Raw genomic sequence first — 13,039 nt, 5'->3', positions numbered from 1 at the left:
GTCCGCGGGGCGGTCCGGCGGGACGGAGGCGCGAACGATGACGCACGACGACGCCGGACGACCCCGTCGCAGGCCGGGCCGGATCGTCATGCTGGTCGACAACGGCGTGAACGGGGACTCCCGGGTACAGAAGCAGGCCCGTTCGGCCGCCGACGCGGGCTGGGACGTGACCCTGCTGGGGCGGTCGCCGACCAACGCGCCGCAGAGCTGGCGGCTCGGCTCGGCGCTGGTCCGGCTGCTCCCCATGCCGGAGCCGCTGTTCCGGAAACGCCATCAGTTCCGCCGCGCCTGGCTGCGCTGGCCGCTGGCCTATCCCCCCACCGGAATAGCCGAGCACCGGGCCCAGCAGGTGGCGGCCTGGCAGGCGGACCTGCGGGTCCGGGGGGCCCTACTCGATCTCGAAGCCCGGTCCGGGCGGCGTCGGCCGATGGCCGAGCGGTGGCGACGGATCCAACTGGTCCTGGCCAGGCTGCTCGGTTACTGGGTCTGGGTCCGGACCAAGATGCACAACCGGGCCCAGCACGCCCGCCGGTACCGCAACCCGTGGGACCGGGCGTACACCTGGTTCTGGCAGCTGGTGCACGGCGACGGCGCCTGGCGACGGCTGGAACCGGGGCTGTGGGACTACGAGCTGGCGTACGGGCCGGTGCTCGACGAACTCGCCCCGGACCTGATCCACGCGAACGACTTCCGGATGCTCGGGGTGGGTGCCCGGGCCGCGATCCGGGGCCGCGCCGCGGGGCGGCCCGTCAAACTTGTCTGGGACGCCCACGAGTTCCTGCCGGGAATCCGCCCGTGGCAGCAGAACATCCGCTGGCTGCCCGCGCACCGGGCACACGAGCGCGAGTACGCCCCGTACGCCGATGCCGTGATCACCGTCTCGGACGCCCTCGCCGAGCTGCTGCGCGCCGAGCACCACCTCGCCGAGACACCGGCCGTGGTGCTCAACGCCCCCGCCGTCGAACACGGTCCGGGGAGCCCGGACCAGCCCGTTCCGGACCTGCGTCAGCTCTGCGGGGTGGGCCCCGACGTCCCCCTGCTGGTCTACAGCGGCAGTGCCGCCGAGCCGCGTGGGCTCCGCACGATGGTCGACGCCCTGCCCGAGCTGCCCGGCGTACACGTCGCCCTGGTGGTCAACCCCGCCCTGCGGTACGTCGAGAAACTCGTCGCCCACGTCCGCCGGCTCGGCCTGACCGACCGGGTGCACGTGCTGCCGTACGTCGAACACTGGCAGGTCGTGCCGTTCCTGGCCGCCGCCGACATCGGGGTGATCCCGATCCACCACTGGCCCAACCACGAGATCGCCCTGATCACGAAGTTCTTCGAGTACGCCCACGCCCGGCTGCCGGTGGTGGTGAGCGACGTACGGACCATGGCGGACACCGTCCGGTCGACCGGTCAGGGGGAGGTGTTCCGCGCCGAGGACGTCGCCGACTACGTACGCGCGGTCCGGGCCGTGCTGGCCGACCGGGAGCGGTACCGGGCCGCCTACGACCGGCCGGGGCTGCTGGCCGGATGGACCTGGGCGGCCCAGGCCGAGATCCTCGACGGCGTCTACCGCCGCCTGCTGCCCGACCCCGCCGAGCCGCCGGAGAGTTCGTCGCCAACGGCACGGGTACCGGTGTCAGCCTCGGTCGGGTCGACGCGGGGAGATCAGCGGTAGTCGTCCTCGGGGCCGACCACCTGGGCCTGTTCGATCGCGTCCGCCTCGTTGACCTCCAGGCCGCGCGGAACGTCCGACTGCTCCTCGGTCGTCGGGTCCGCGACGGTGGCCTGCTCCACGGCGTCCTCCGGCGACACCTCCGGGTCGCGCTCGTCCGGGGTGAGGTGATCGCCGGGAGCGAAGTCCTCGTCGGGCTGTCCCATGTCGTCTCCTGCCGGTCCGTGCTGCTTTCACCACCGTACGGGCTGATCGCGCCGCCGGCACCGGAGAGCACCGTGCCCCCTCCCTGAGCCGGCTAAACCGCCCGTCCGGGTTTGACCCCCATGTCAGGATGGGACGGTGAGCTTCCTGATCAGGCTGCTGATCGGCGCGGTGGCGCTGTGGATCACCAGTCTGGTGGTGCCCGGAATCGAACTGACCGGCCGGTCCGCCCTGGACGACGCGCTGACGGTGCTCGTCGTAGCGTTGATCTTCGGCGTCGTCAACGCGGTCGTGAAACCGATCATCCGCGTCGTCGGCTGCGCGTTCTACGTCCTCACCCTCGGGCTGTTCGCCCTGGTCGTCAACGCGCTGCTCTTCCTGCTCACGGACTGGATCGCGGACCAGTTCGACCTGCCGTTCGAGATCGACGGCTTCTGGCCGGCGTTCTGGGGCGCCATCGTGATGGCGGTGGTGACCTGGTTGATCGGCGTCGTCGTACCGGACCGGTCCGAGCGCTGAACCTGGACGGGTGGGTTGCGGCGCCCTGACCGGGCTGCGGGATACTTCCGGCGGAGGACAACGCGGTCCGGCGCACTACATCAGACAGCGGCCGTCGAGGCCGAGAGCGGTTAGTAAGGAGCATTTGACATGCCCATCGCCTCCCCCGAGGTCTACGCCGAGATGCTTGACCGCGCCAAGGCGGGCCGGTTCGCGTACCCCGCGATCAACGTGACCTCCTCGCAGACCCTGAACGCGGCGCTGCGCGGCTTCGCCGACGCGGAGAGCGACGGCATCATCCAGGTCTCCACCGGCGGCGCCGAGTACCTCTCCGGCCCCACCGTCAAGGACATGGTCACCGGTGCGGTCGCGTTCGCGGCGTTCGCCCGCGAGGTGGCCAAGAAATACAGCATCAACGTCGCGCTGCACACCGACCACTGCCCGAAGAACAAGCTGGACGGCTTCGTCCGCCCGCTGATGGCCATCTCCAAGGACCGGGTGGCGCGCGGCGAGGAGCCGCTCTTCCAGTCGCACATGTGGGACGGCTCGGCCGTACCGGTGGCGGAGAACCTGGAGATCGCCTCCCAGTTGCTCGACGAGGCGGCCGCCGGGCACATCGTGCTGGAGATCGAGGTCGGCGTGGTCGGCGGTGAGGAGGACGGCGTCGAGGGTGCGATCGACGACAAGCTCTACACCACCGTCTCGGACGGCCTCCAGATGGTCGAGGCGCTCGGCCTCGGCGAGAAGGGCCGCTACATGGCGGCGCTGACCTTCGGCAACGTGCACGGCGTCTACAAGCCCGGCAACGTGAAGCTGCGTCCGGAGATCCTCAACGAGATCCAGCAGGCAGTCGGCGCCAAGTACGGCAAGGACAAGCCGCTGAGCCTGGTCTTCCACGGCGGCTCCGGCTCGCTGCTGGAGGAGATCCGCGAGGCGCTCGACTACGGCGTGGTGAAGATGAACATCGACACCGACACCCAGTACGCGTTCAGCCGCCCGGTCGCGGACCACATGTTCCGGAACTACGACGGCGTGCTGAAGGTCGACGGCGAGGTCGGCAACAAGAAGATGTACGACCCGCGGGTGTGGGGCAAGGCGGCCGAGGGCGGGCTCGCCCAGCGGGTGGTGGAGGCGTGTGAGCACCTCCGTTCCACCGGTACCACGCTGGCCAAGTAGGGCGTCGGACGGCGGATGGCCAGCAGGCCATCCGCCGTCGTCGTACCCGGGCCCCGCGCTACGGGGTCGCGGTGAGCAGTCGTACGGCCTCGTGCACGTCGTCGGTGATGTGCACGAGGCGGGACAGGTCACCGGCCGGCGACAGGGTCAGCAGCGGATGCAGCAGCGCCTCGATCGGCAGGGTCTGGGTCCAGAAGGCGCTGTCCAGGAAGACGTACGGGCCGCTCGCGCCGTCGGTGCCGTAGAACGTCTTGGTCGCCGCCTGGAACACCTCCTGCACGGTGCCGGCCCGACCGGCGGCGAACACGATCCCGCCCCGGGCCAGTCGCAGGATGGTGTCCTCGCGGATCGCGTTGGAGAAGTACTTCGCGATCCGGCCCGCGAACAGGTTCGCCGGCTCGTGCCCGTACAGCCAGGTGGGGATGGCCAGCCCGCCGCGCCGGGCCCAGGCGTGCGGGTCGGTGTCCATGGCACCGCCCCCGGTCCGGGCGCGGGGGACGGCGGGTTCGAACCGGGCCCGGACTCCGAGCGCGGCGGCGGTGTACGGGTCGTGGTCGCTGAAGTCCGGGGCGGTGGCGAGGAGGTCGATCGCCGCGCTCAGCTCGGCCGGGGAGCGTTCGGACAGGTAGGCGCCGAGATTCGCCGCCTCCATCACCCCCGGCCCGCCGCCGGTCACCACGAGCCGACCGGCCCGGGCGAGTTCCCAGCCCAGGGTCGCGGCCAGCCGGTACGCCGCGGTGCCCCGCGGCACGGCGTGCCCACCCATCACCCCGACCATCGAGCCGGGCCCGTGCCGGGCCAGCCAGGAGCGGGTGGCGTCGGCCAGGGCGTTGTCGATGGCGTGGTCGTGCAGCCGCTGGGCCAGTGCCTCCCGTACCTCCGGCAGCGCGCCGCCGTGCAGCCGGAAGTGCTCGTAGACCACGGCGTCGTACATCCCGGCGAAACCGTCCGACGCGAAGCCGGCGGCCAGGTCGTCGGGGGTGTAGAGCCGGGGCGGATGGGTCGGGTACGGCAGGGCGGTGAACGCCGGTACGACGTGCGCGCCACGGCGTACCAGCTCGGCCTCGATCTCCCGGGACGCGAACCGGCAGCCCACGAAGAGGGTCGCGGTCAGGTCGACGCCTGCCAGGTCCGGAACCGGATCGAGATCCAGACGGAGCCCCTGCACGGTCAGCCCGGCGAGGCTGCCGGCCCGGAGATGGAAGTCGAGTTCCGCACGCGACTCGATCTCGTCGGCGGTGTCGTCGTGCGGTTCGAGGATGTCAGCGGGGGGCGGAGTGGGCACCCTGCCATCTTGCTCCGGGCGGGCAACCGGCCGAGCGCCGGGCTCCGGGGCGCCCGGGGAGGGACGAAACCGGCGAGAGCCCGACGACCAGGGTCGCCGGGCTCTCTGTTACCGGGTCCTGGGGAGGCTCCGGACCTATATTTGTAGTCCAGTCGGGGGTGAACCGCACCGGCCGCACGCGTGACGATCGACTCAGCCGTTCAGCCATCATGTGTGACGCACCCCGCTCGTCAGGCCCTGGCCGGGCCGGGTTGAATGGTCCGATGCAGAACCTCTTGCCCGAACCGCCGGCAACGCTCCTACCCGGGGACGACGAAGCCGAGGCGGCACTCGCCGCCGCGCGGGAGGCCGACACCGACGAGGCGTACGCCTCGGTCGCCGCGCAGCACCCGACCTTCAGCGCGGCCTGGGCGGCTCTGGGCGCGCGGGCCATGGCCTCCGGCCAGGTCGTCGCCGCGTACGCGTACGCCCGGACCGGCTACCACCGGGGTCTGGACCAGTTGCGCCGCAGCGGCTGGAAGGGACACGGTCCGGTGCCCTGGTCACACGGCCCCAACCAGGGTTTCCTGCGCTGCCTGCACGTGCTGTCCCGGGCGGCCGGCGAGATCGGCGAGTCCGACGAGGCGGCCCGGTGTGCCCAGTTCCTCCGGGACTGTGACCCGGCGGCCGGTGACGCCCTCTCCAGCACCTGACCCGACCACCCGAGGTCCAGTGCGGCGGTGCCTGGCGGCCTTGCCTAGGGCCAGCCGTCGAGCCGGAAGGCATCGCCGGCACGGTGTGCGGCCACTGCGGCACTGCTGTAGGGAAAGGTGTTGCTGGGCAGCAGATGGGCCGGGGTCCACCTGATCTCGGCGCATTTGTCCGGCTCGGCGTTCACTGGCTCGCCGTGCCGGTGCGGATCGTAGCTGGCGGCGAAGACGAGGGCGATCCGTCCCTGTCCGGCCGGGCTGCGGTGGTGCACCGTCGTGGCCAACCGCAGTTCCGCCGGGTCGAGGTGCAGCCCGATCTCCTCGCGGGTTTCCCGGATGACGGCGGTGCGCGCGTCCTCGCCGGCCTCGAGCTTGCCGCTGGGCAGATTCCACTGACCGTCCGCGTAGCCGGTGCCGTCCCGGAGCGCGAGCAGCACCCGGTCCCCGTGCAACAGCAGGAGCATGACGTCGACCGGGTGGGTCGGGGGCGACATCCGCCGAGACTAACCGGGGCGGTCGACGGGAACCGATCGACCCGCCGACCGATCCGGCCGGCGTGCGTCGGTGGAATTCAGTCGGTGGCCTCGCGCAGCCGTCGCCGATAGCTGCGGTTCTTGTTCCGGGCCCCGCACAGCCGCATCGTGCACCAGCGGCTGGACCCGTTGCGGGACTGGTCGTAGAAGACCCACCGGCAACTGTCGGCCTGACAGACCTTCAGCCGGGACAGCGTGCCGTCGGCGTCGCCGAGGGCCAGCGCCGCCAGGATCGCCGCGAGCGTCCCGGAAAGCCCGGTCCGGGTCGGGGCGAGGGTGATCGTCTCGCCGACCACGACCGTGAGCGGCAGGTCGGCGGCTGCTTCGGCGAGCACGATCCGGCCCCGGGCCGGGCGGTCGGCGTTCGGCTCCGCCGCCGCGGGACCGGGCTGACCGGGTATCGCCGGAACGCTCAGCAGATCCCGGAGCGCCTCCCGGAACCGCAGCGCGCGGTGGACCTCGGCGGCGCCCGTTTCGCGTACGTCCGTCGGATGGCCGTTGGCGTTCAGCCAGTTCACGAGGCTGTCGACCTCGGCGAGATCGTCCCAGCCGCCCTCGAAGTCCACGCTGTTGCAGAAGTCCTGCACGAGGCGGAGCCGGCCCGGTGCGGGGCGGCGGGCGTCGGCACCCTCGGTGGTCATGGAGACCAGCATAACCAGTTGACCGGTATCGCCGTACCGTGATCTACTGCTGCATCGCGATGCCAGTGAAAACACTTAGACGGTATCTCAAGTGCGAAGGACTGCTCCGGTGACGACGATCCGTACCGCCCATCCCGACGAGATTCCGGCCCTGGTCCAGTACCCCGACGACGCTGAGCGGAACGACGCCACCCGCGCGTACCTGACCGACCTGCTCGGCAAGGGCTGCACCCGGCCGCAGTGGTGTCTGGTGGCGCAGGACGGCGACCGGCTGGTCGGCAGCGTCGTGCTGTGGAGCCTGCCCGGCGGCGAGGCGCCCACCGACGTCGTACTCCTGGAGGCTCCCTGGGGCGACCCCGAACTGGCCACCGGGCTCGGGCTGCTCACCGAGGCGGCCACCGTGGCCCGCGCGCACGGGGCCACCAGGTTGGGCCACGCCATCGACTCGCCGGCCCAGGCGCCGCAGTTCCAGCGCGACCGCGAGCGCCGGATCGACCTGCTGAGCCGGTCGGGGTTCGCCGTCGCCCGTGACGGCCGGCGCTTCCGATGGCTGGCCGGCGCCGAGCTGCCCGCGCAGGACCCGAGGTTGCACTTCCGGTCCCTCGCCGAACTGGGCCCCGATCCCTTCGTCGACCTGCTGGAGGCCCTGCTCGCGGACACCGCCGACGCGCGGCTCGGCGCCGACGTCCGGGCGCACGGTCCGCGCAGGGCGGCCGAGCTGCTGTTCGAGGAGACCGCGGAACTCGACCACGAGCCGCAGTGGTGGGAGATCGGGTACGACGCCGACGGGTCTCCGGCCGTGGTCAGCCTGCCGGCCAGCAACCCCAGCTTTCCGGTGATCGGCTTCGTCGGCGTCGCTCCCGACCACCGGGGCAGGGGCTACAGCCGGTCGGTCGTGGCACGCGGGACCAGGATCCTCGTCGAGAACGGTGCCACCGAGATCCGTGGCGACTGCGACGTGGAGAACATCGCGATGTACAAGGGCTTCCAGCGCGCCGGCTACGACAACTTCGCGGACCGGCTCGAATTCGCCCGGTCGCTCTGACCCGGCGAGGTCGCCCTACAGTCCTTCCGCCACCGAGGCGGCGATTTTCAACCAGGCGTCCCGGGTCGCGGACGAGAGCTGCGCGTACCGGATCGGCTCGCCGGTGTCGATCAACCGCTCGTACGGGGCCAGCAGCACCGCCCTGGTCCGGGCCGCGAAGTGCCGCTCGATCGCCGGCAGGTCGATCTCCTTGCGTGACGGCGGCATGGAGACCACCGTCACCGCCTGCCGGACGAGCCGCTGCCGGCCGCTCTGCTCCAGGTGGTCCAGCATCCGGGCGGCCGTCTCGGCGGAGTCGTTACGCGCGGACATGGTCACCACGAGCTGGTCGGTGGCGTCGATCGCCGCCTGCCAGTTCTGGGCCCGGACGTTGTTGCCGGTGTCCACGAAGATCAACTTGTAGAACCGGCTGACCACCTCACGGATCTCCGCGAACGCGGCGGCGGTCAGCATCTCGCCGCCGGTCGCCGACTCGTCCGAGGCGAGTACGTCGAACATGCCCTCGCTCTGCGAACGCACGTACTGCGACAGGTCGCCGACCCTGCCCTGCGCGCCCCGGAACTGGTACAGGTCGCGCAGCATGTCCCGGACCGTCCGGGAGTGGAAGTCCTGCTGGGCCCGCATCCCGAGAGTGCCCTGGGTCTCGTTGTTGTCCCAGGCGAGCACGTAGCCGCCGCGCTTCTGCCCGAAGGTCATCGCCAGCAGCAGGATCGCCACCGTCTTCCCGGCGCCGCCCTTCGGGTTGACCACCGTCACCTGTCGAAGCCCGCCGAAGTTCCGGCGGATCATCTCGATGTCCTGCTTGAACTCCTGCTCCTGCCGACCGGGCGCGAGCTTGACCAGCCCCAGGGTGGTCTTGTTGACCGCGGCCCGTACGCCCATCTGGGCGACGGGGTCGGCCGGGCGGACCGCCCGGCGGCGGGCGAAGTCCTCCGCCGTCGGTGTCCCCGAGTCCGGCGTCCAGAGCGGATCCGGGTAGCTCTGGGACGCCTGGTTCGGCACCCGCTGCACGCCGGGCGCCTCCGGGTACGGCTGCTGCGGCACCTCGGTGACCCCGGGGTGCGGGGGAACGGGCGGCGGTTCGTGTCCGGGCGGCGGTTGCGGTGCCCAGCCGGACTGGTGCCCCGCCGTCGACGGCGGGCCCGGTACCGGCGGCGGATAGGCCGGATACCCCTGGGTGGCCGGGTAGCCGGAGGTGGCCGGATAGTTGGTCGCGGTCGGCGGCGGGTAGGCCACCGGGGGCGGCGGGATGTGCTGGGGCGGAAGCGGGGGAGCCGGCGGATGGACCGGTGGCCCCGGCACCGCCGGGTACGCCGACACCGGATGTGCCGCCGGGTAGGGACCCGGGGCAAGCGTGGGCGGGTACGGGCCGACGACCGGCGGGGCCGATCCCGTCGTGGGTTCCGCTCCGGTGGTCGGCTGGGGAGTGGCCGGTCGCTGCGGCGGTTGTGCCCACGGCGACTCGGTGGCCGGGCGGGGCGTCGAGCCGCCGTCCGGCTGGCTGCGACTGCTGGCCGGCAGCGTCGCCCGACCCCGCGCCGGCGGCTCGGCCGGTCGACTGCTCTGGGCGGCGGCGCCGTCCTCGGGCGGGGCCGCGCCGGTCTCGGTCGCGCCGCCGTCGGGCTGGACGGACTCCCGCAACTCGGCTCCGCTGCCAATGCCGGTCCCGACGTCGGCTCGTCCGGAGTCGCGGGTGGGCTCGGCGACCGGCGTCCCGTCGGCGTTCGGGCTGACCGTCGCTCCGCCGGTGCTCCGGCTGGCCGCGGCCTCACCCGTGGTCGGGGTGGCGGACGCTCCGCTGGCGGTCGGGCTCGCGGACGCCTCGCCGGTGGTGGGTCTGGCGGCCGCCTCACCCGTGGTCGGGCCGGCGGAACCTGTGGTCGGGCCGGCGGAACCTGTGGTCGGGCTCGCGGAACCCGTGGCCGGGTCCGTCGGCGTCCCGCCGATGATCGGGCTGACGGAGGCCGTCCCGGTGGTCGGGCTGACGGACGCCTTTCCGGAGGGCCGTGGCTCGACGGACGCCTTGCCGGTGGTCGGGCTGACGGAGGCCTTTCCGGACGGGCGCGGTTCCACCGACGCCTTGCCGGAGGGTCGCGGCTCGGTCGGCCCGGGGCGCTGCTCGGTGCCGTTCGCCGGCCGGTCCGGTGACTCCGGCCGGGCCCGGCCGATCGCGTCCGTCGACCCGGTGTTCTCCGAACGCCCTGTCGTGTCGGGACGGCGGATGTCGCCGGTGCTCACCGTGGCGCGACCCCGGCTGGAGGTCCCACCGGTGGCGGGCCAGGCGCGGTTGGGGGCCGGTGCGGCCGAGCTCGCTGGCCCGGTGTTCGGCACGCCGGAGTGCGGACCCGGCACGGGCGGAGCCGGCGGCGGCTGGAGCGGGACGGCGGTCACCGGCGGAACGGGTACCGGCTGGCCGACGGCGGGGACGTGCGGAACGGCGGGACCGGGCGGAGGGCCGAAGGCGGGCGGAATGGCCTGTACCGGCGACACGGGGCCGGGAGGTGCCGGTACCGCGGGCGGTGTGGTCGGGTGGAACGGCGGGTTCGAGACGGGCTGCGGGACTCCCGCCAGCGGGTCGGGCGGGGGCGGGGTGGCGTCCGGCAGCGGCGGTGGGGGCGGTGCCCAGCCGGAGATGGGCCCGGAGTCCTCGCGCGGCTCGGCGACGATCTCGTCCGGTGGCCACAGCGGCTCTTCCGCACGCGGCGCCGCCGGCACCTGACCCGGCACGTACACCCGGTTTCCATGATTGTCCACCACGGCCTACCTACCTCCCCTCCCGCTACCGAGGATATGCCCGCCGATCGGCCTTCGGCCGGGCACGGAGGTCCCCACCTACAGCCTTCCACAAGAGATCAGTGGTCGTACACTGCCCACGCCCCCGGCTCGGTCCACCAGGACCGCTTCCGGTTCAGCGTGCCGGAGACGCCGTCGTCCAGGAACGGAACGTCCGGGTCCCGAGGGGTGACGGCGACGGCGCGACCCCGGGCCCGACGCACCTCCAGGCGTACCCGTTGGCGGCCCCAGCGGGACCGGGTCACGACCGGAACGGCCACGGCGACCTCGACCACGCCGTCGGTCGGGTCCGCCGTCGACAGCAGTTCCAGCCCGGACAGTTCGGCATAGCCGCCCGCGTTGCCGATCGCACAGGCGAACAGCGGATCGTCACCACTCGACAGCACGGCGTCGTCGACCTCGACCCGCCCACGCCAGGCCAACGGCTGGCCGGCATCGTTGGCGGCGCCGAGCAGCGCGCCGTCCAGGGTGACCGAACCACCGTCGTTGCGGAGCAGGTCGAGGCGGCGAACCCGGCCGTCCAACACCGCCGCCGCGACCCCGGCGGGGTCTCGGGGCAGCCGGAGTTGCCCGACCAGGTCGCGGAACGTCTCCGGGGCTGCCGTTCCCGACCTGGCCGGATCGAGCGGCAGCAGGCCGATCGGCGGCAGGTCGGGAACCGTGCGATTGCCGGCGAGGTCCGCCGGGCGGCGGCTGGGCGGCGGGGCGTACCGGCGGACCATGCGACGCATTACTGCGCGCAACTGGCCGTCACTCGCAGTAGCGATCACGAGCCGCGTCTTACTATCCGGATCGGGCCAGTCGAGACCGTCCGGCCGGGGTGGGCCGTCCAGCCGGGCCAGTACCGCGTCGATCTCGGCATCGGAGCGGGCGGTCACCGGCTCGACCCGGGCACCCCGGGCCGTGAGAGCGTCCGCACAGGCCAGCACCGGTACGCGTGGGGTGTCCGCACAGTCGGCCCGACTGGCGGCCGGGCCGGAGGAGCAGCAGTCGCCGCCCGAGCCGCAGCCCGCCGAGCCGTCCTCACCCGAGTCGAGGGTGAGCAGTACCACGTCGTACACCGGGAGTCGCCTCCTGCCGCCAGCCCGGCCTCTGCGGGCCGGGTCGTCACTTTTTGTTAGCCTGACACCTCGGGCTCGCCACGCGGTCGCCACCTGGCACCCGAGCCCCCTGGAGGCGGGTTTAAAGATGCCGGCGATCGTGCTCATCGGGGCGCAGTGGGGCGACGAGGGCAAAGGCAAGGTTACCGACCTGCTGGGCGACCGGGTCGACTACGTCGTCCGGTACTCGGGTGGTAACAACGCCGGGCACACGGTGGTCACCCCGGACGGACAGAAGTACGCGCTGCACCTGATGCCGTCGGGTGCGCTGTCTCCGACTGCGATGATCGTGATCGGAAACGGCGTGGTGGTCGACCCCAAGGTCCTGATCTCGGAGATCGACGGTCTGGCCGAACGGGGCGTCGACGTCTCCCGGCTGCGGATCTCCGGAGACGCGCACCTGATCATGCCGCACCACCGGGCCCTGGACCGGGTGGTCGAGCGGTATCTCGGCTCGTCCCGGATCGGCACCACCGGCCGGGGAATCGGCCCGGCGTACGGCGACAAGGTCGCCCGGATGGGCATCCGGGTGCAGGACCTGCTCGACCCGGGCATCCTGCGCAAGAAGCTCGAACTGGCGCTCCGGGAGAAGAACCAGATCCTGTTCAAGGTCTACAACCGCAAGGCGCTGGACATCGACGCGGTGACCGAGGAGTACCTCGGCTACGCGGAGCGGTTGCGGCCCTACATCGCGGAGACCCGGGTGGTCCTCTGGGACGCGCTCGACCGTGGCGAGACGGTGCTGCTCGAAGGCGCCCAGGCGACCATGCTGGACATGGACCACGGCACCTACCCCTTCGTGACCTCGTCCAACCCGACCGTCGGCGGTGCCTGCGTCGGAGCCGGCATCCCGCCGATGTCGATCACCCAGGTGATCGGCGTGACGAAGGCGTACACCACCCGGGTCGGTTCGGGTCCGTTCCCGACCGAGTTGTTCGACGACAACGGCGCCCACCTGCGCAAGATCGGCGCCGAGTACGGCACCACCACCGGCCGGGAACGCCGGTGCGGCTGGTTCGACGCGGTGATCGGCCGGTACGCGGTCCGGCTCAACGGCATCACCGACCTGGTGGTCACGAAGCTCGACGTGCTCTCCGGACTGGACAAGGTACGGATCTGCGTCGGCTACGAGATCGACGGCGAGCGGTTCGACGACATGCCGATGACGCAGACCGCGATCCACCACGCGGTGCCGATCTACGAGGAGTTCGACGGCTGGTGGGAGGACATCTCCAAGGCGCGCTCCGAGGCGGAACTGCCGGAGAACGCCCGCCGCTATCTCGCCCGGCTCGAGGAGCTGTGCCGGTGCCGGATCAGCGTGGTCGGTGTCGGGCCCGGCCGTGAGGAGAATATCGTCCGGCACGAACTGATCCCCGCCCGGCCGTAGGGCGAGGACCCCGGCCAGCCGGTCGCCG

At 72.3% G+C, this 13,039-nt stretch carries 13 protein-coding genes; 7 read left to right on the top strand and 6 right to left on the bottom strand.

Annotation, left to right across the window (positions count from 1 at the left end; all coding sequences use genetic code 11):
* Nucleotides 1–88: 88 nt before the first annotated feature.
* Nucleotides 89–1,663, top strand: coding sequence for a glycosyltransferase family 4 protein (locus ACFP2T_RS22380; protein ID WP_377425186.1), 1,575 nt, complete (start codon nt 89–91; stop codon nt 1,661–1,663).
* Here ACFP2T_RS22380 and ACFP2T_RS22375 read toward each other — a convergent pair.
* Complete coding sequence (locus ACFP2T_RS22375) at nt 1,654–1,866, bottom strand: hypothetical protein (protein WP_377424703.1); 213 nt, start codon at nt 1,864–1,866, stop codon at nt 1,654–1,656. The two genes, ACFP2T_RS22380 and ACFP2T_RS22375, sit on opposite strands and share 10 nt — an antisense overlap.
* A 136-nt stretch (nt 1,867–2,002) precedes the next feature.
* Between ACFP2T_RS22375 and ACFP2T_RS22370 the strand changes: the two genes are divergently transcribed.
* Both ACFP2T_RS22370 and fbaA read left to right on the top strand, forming a co-directional pair.
* Nucleotides 2,003–2,383 carry a phage holin family protein gene (locus tag ACFP2T_RS22370; protein WP_377424702.1) on the top strand — a complete coding sequence of 127 codons (381 nt, stop codon included), beginning with the start codon at nt 2,003–2,005 and terminating at the stop codon, nt 2,381–2,383.
* 129 nt (nt 2,384–2,512) lie between these two features.
* On the top strand, nt 2,513–3,538 hold the full coding sequence (gene fbaA / locus ACFP2T_RS22365; protein WP_377424701.1) for a class II fructose-bisphosphate aldolase: 1,026 nt from the start codon (nt 2,513–2,515) through the stop codon (nt 3,536–3,538).
* 58 nt (nt 3,539–3,596) lie between these two features.
* On the opposite strand, the gene ACFP2T_RS22360 is transcribed toward fbaA, so the two are convergent.
* The gene (locus ACFP2T_RS22360) at nt 3,597–4,823 is read right to left on the bottom strand and encodes an LOG family protein (RefSeq protein WP_377424700.1); all 1,227 of its coding nucleotides are present in this window, start codon (nt 4,821–4,823) and stop codon (nt 3,597–3,599) included.
* Between the two features lie 263 nt (nt 4,824–5,086).
* On the opposite strand from ACFP2T_RS22360, the gene ACFP2T_RS22355 reads away from it, so the two are divergent.
* A complete protein-coding gene (locus tag ACFP2T_RS22355; protein ID WP_377424699.1) occupies nt 5,087–5,515 on the top strand; it encodes a DUF3151 domain-containing protein in 429 nt (142 codons plus the stop codon).
* Between the two features lie 44 nt (nt 5,516–5,559).
* Here ACFP2T_RS22355 and ACFP2T_RS22350 read toward each other — a convergent pair whose 3' ends face one another.
* Together ACFP2T_RS22350 and ACFP2T_RS22345 are read right to left on the bottom strand one after the other, a co-directional pair.
* A complete protein-coding gene (locus ACFP2T_RS22350) occupies nt 5,560–6,006 on the bottom strand; it encodes an NUDIX hydrolase (protein ID WP_377424698.1) in 447 nt (148 codons plus the stop codon).
* Between the two features lie 77 nt (nt 6,007–6,083).
* Nucleotides 6,084–6,686: a CGNR zinc finger domain-containing protein gene (locus ACFP2T_RS22345; protein WP_377424697.1), complete on the bottom strand. Its 603-nt coding sequence runs from the start codon at nt 6,684–6,686 to the stop codon at nt 6,084–6,086.
* Between the two features lie 109 nt (nt 6,687–6,795).
* On the opposite strand from ACFP2T_RS22345, the gene ACFP2T_RS22340 reads away from it, so the two are divergent.
* Complete coding sequence (locus ACFP2T_RS22340) at nt 6,796–7,731, top strand: GNAT family N-acetyltransferase (protein WP_377424696.1); 936 nt, start codon at nt 6,796–6,798, stop codon at nt 7,729–7,731.
* Nucleotides 7,732–7,746: 15 nt separating this feature from the next.
* Here the strand turns inward: ACFP2T_RS22340 and ACFP2T_RS22335 are convergent, their stop codons facing one another.
* Nucleotides 7,747–9,372, bottom strand: coding sequence for a MinD/ParA family ATP-binding protein (locus ACFP2T_RS22335; RefSeq protein ID WP_377424695.1), 1,626 nt, complete (start codon nt 9,370–9,372; stop codon nt 7,747–7,749).
* Nucleotides 9,373–9,424: 52 nt separating this feature from the next.
* Between ACFP2T_RS22335 and ACFP2T_RS22330 the strand changes: the two genes are divergently transcribed.
* Nucleotides 9,425–10,450, top strand: a complete 1,026-nt coding sequence (locus ACFP2T_RS22330; RefSeq protein ID WP_377424694.1) for a hypothetical protein — start codon at nt 9,425–9,427, stop codon at nt 10,448–10,450.
* Nucleotides 10,451–10,583: 133 nt separating this feature from the next.
* Here ACFP2T_RS22330 and ACFP2T_RS22325 read toward each other — a convergent pair whose 3' ends face one another.
* Complete coding sequence (locus ACFP2T_RS22325; protein WP_377424693.1) at nt 10,584–11,585, bottom strand: diacylglycerol kinase family protein; 1,002 nt, start codon at nt 11,583–11,585, stop codon at nt 10,584–10,586.
* 127 nt (nt 11,586–11,712) lie between these two features.
* On the opposite strand from ACFP2T_RS22325, the gene ACFP2T_RS22320 reads away from it, so the two are divergent.
* Nucleotides 11,713–13,011, top strand: a complete 1,299-nt coding sequence (locus ACFP2T_RS22320; protein ID WP_377424692.1) for an adenylosuccinate synthase — start codon at nt 11,713–11,715, stop codon at nt 13,009–13,011.
* Nucleotides 13,012–13,039: the final 28 nt, after the last annotated feature.

The organism is Plantactinospora solaniradicis, from assembly GCF_042658085.1.
GTDB classification, from domain to species: domain Bacteria; phylum Actinomycetota; class Actinomycetes; order Mycobacteriales; family Micromonosporaceae; genus Plantactinospora; species Plantactinospora solaniradicis.
Note: the sequence above shows the minus strand (reverse complement) of the source record. Positions and strands in the feature narration are given on the sequence as shown.

Coding starts and splice junctions, on each gene's coding strand:
- ACFP2T_RS22345 (WP_377424697.1), bottom strand. CDS start 6,686: ATGACCACCGAGGGTGCCGACGCCCGCCGCCCCGCACCGGGCCGGCTC.
- ACFP2T_RS22350 (WP_377424698.1), bottom strand. CDS start 6,006: ATGTCGCCCCCGACCCACCCGGTCGACGTCATGCTCCTGCTGTTGCAC.
- ACFP2T_RS22375 (WP_377424703.1), bottom strand. CDS start 1,866: ATGGGACAGCCCGACGAGGACTTCGCTCCCGGCGATCACCTCACCCCG.
- fbaA (WP_377424701.1), top strand. CDS start 2,513: ATGCCCATCGCCTCCCCCGAGGTCTACGCCGAGATGCTTGACCGCGCC.
- ACFP2T_RS22355 (WP_377424699.1), top strand. CDS start 5,087: ATGCAGAACCTCTTGCCCGAACCGCCGGCAACGCTCCTACCCGGGGAC.
- ACFP2T_RS22320 (WP_377424692.1), top strand. CDS start 11,713: ATGCCGGCGATCGTGCTCATCGGGGCGCAGTGGGGCGACGAGGGCAAA.
- ACFP2T_RS22380 (WP_377425186.1), top strand. CDS start 89: ATGCTGGTCGACAACGGCGTGAACGGGGACTCCCGGGTACAGAAGCAG.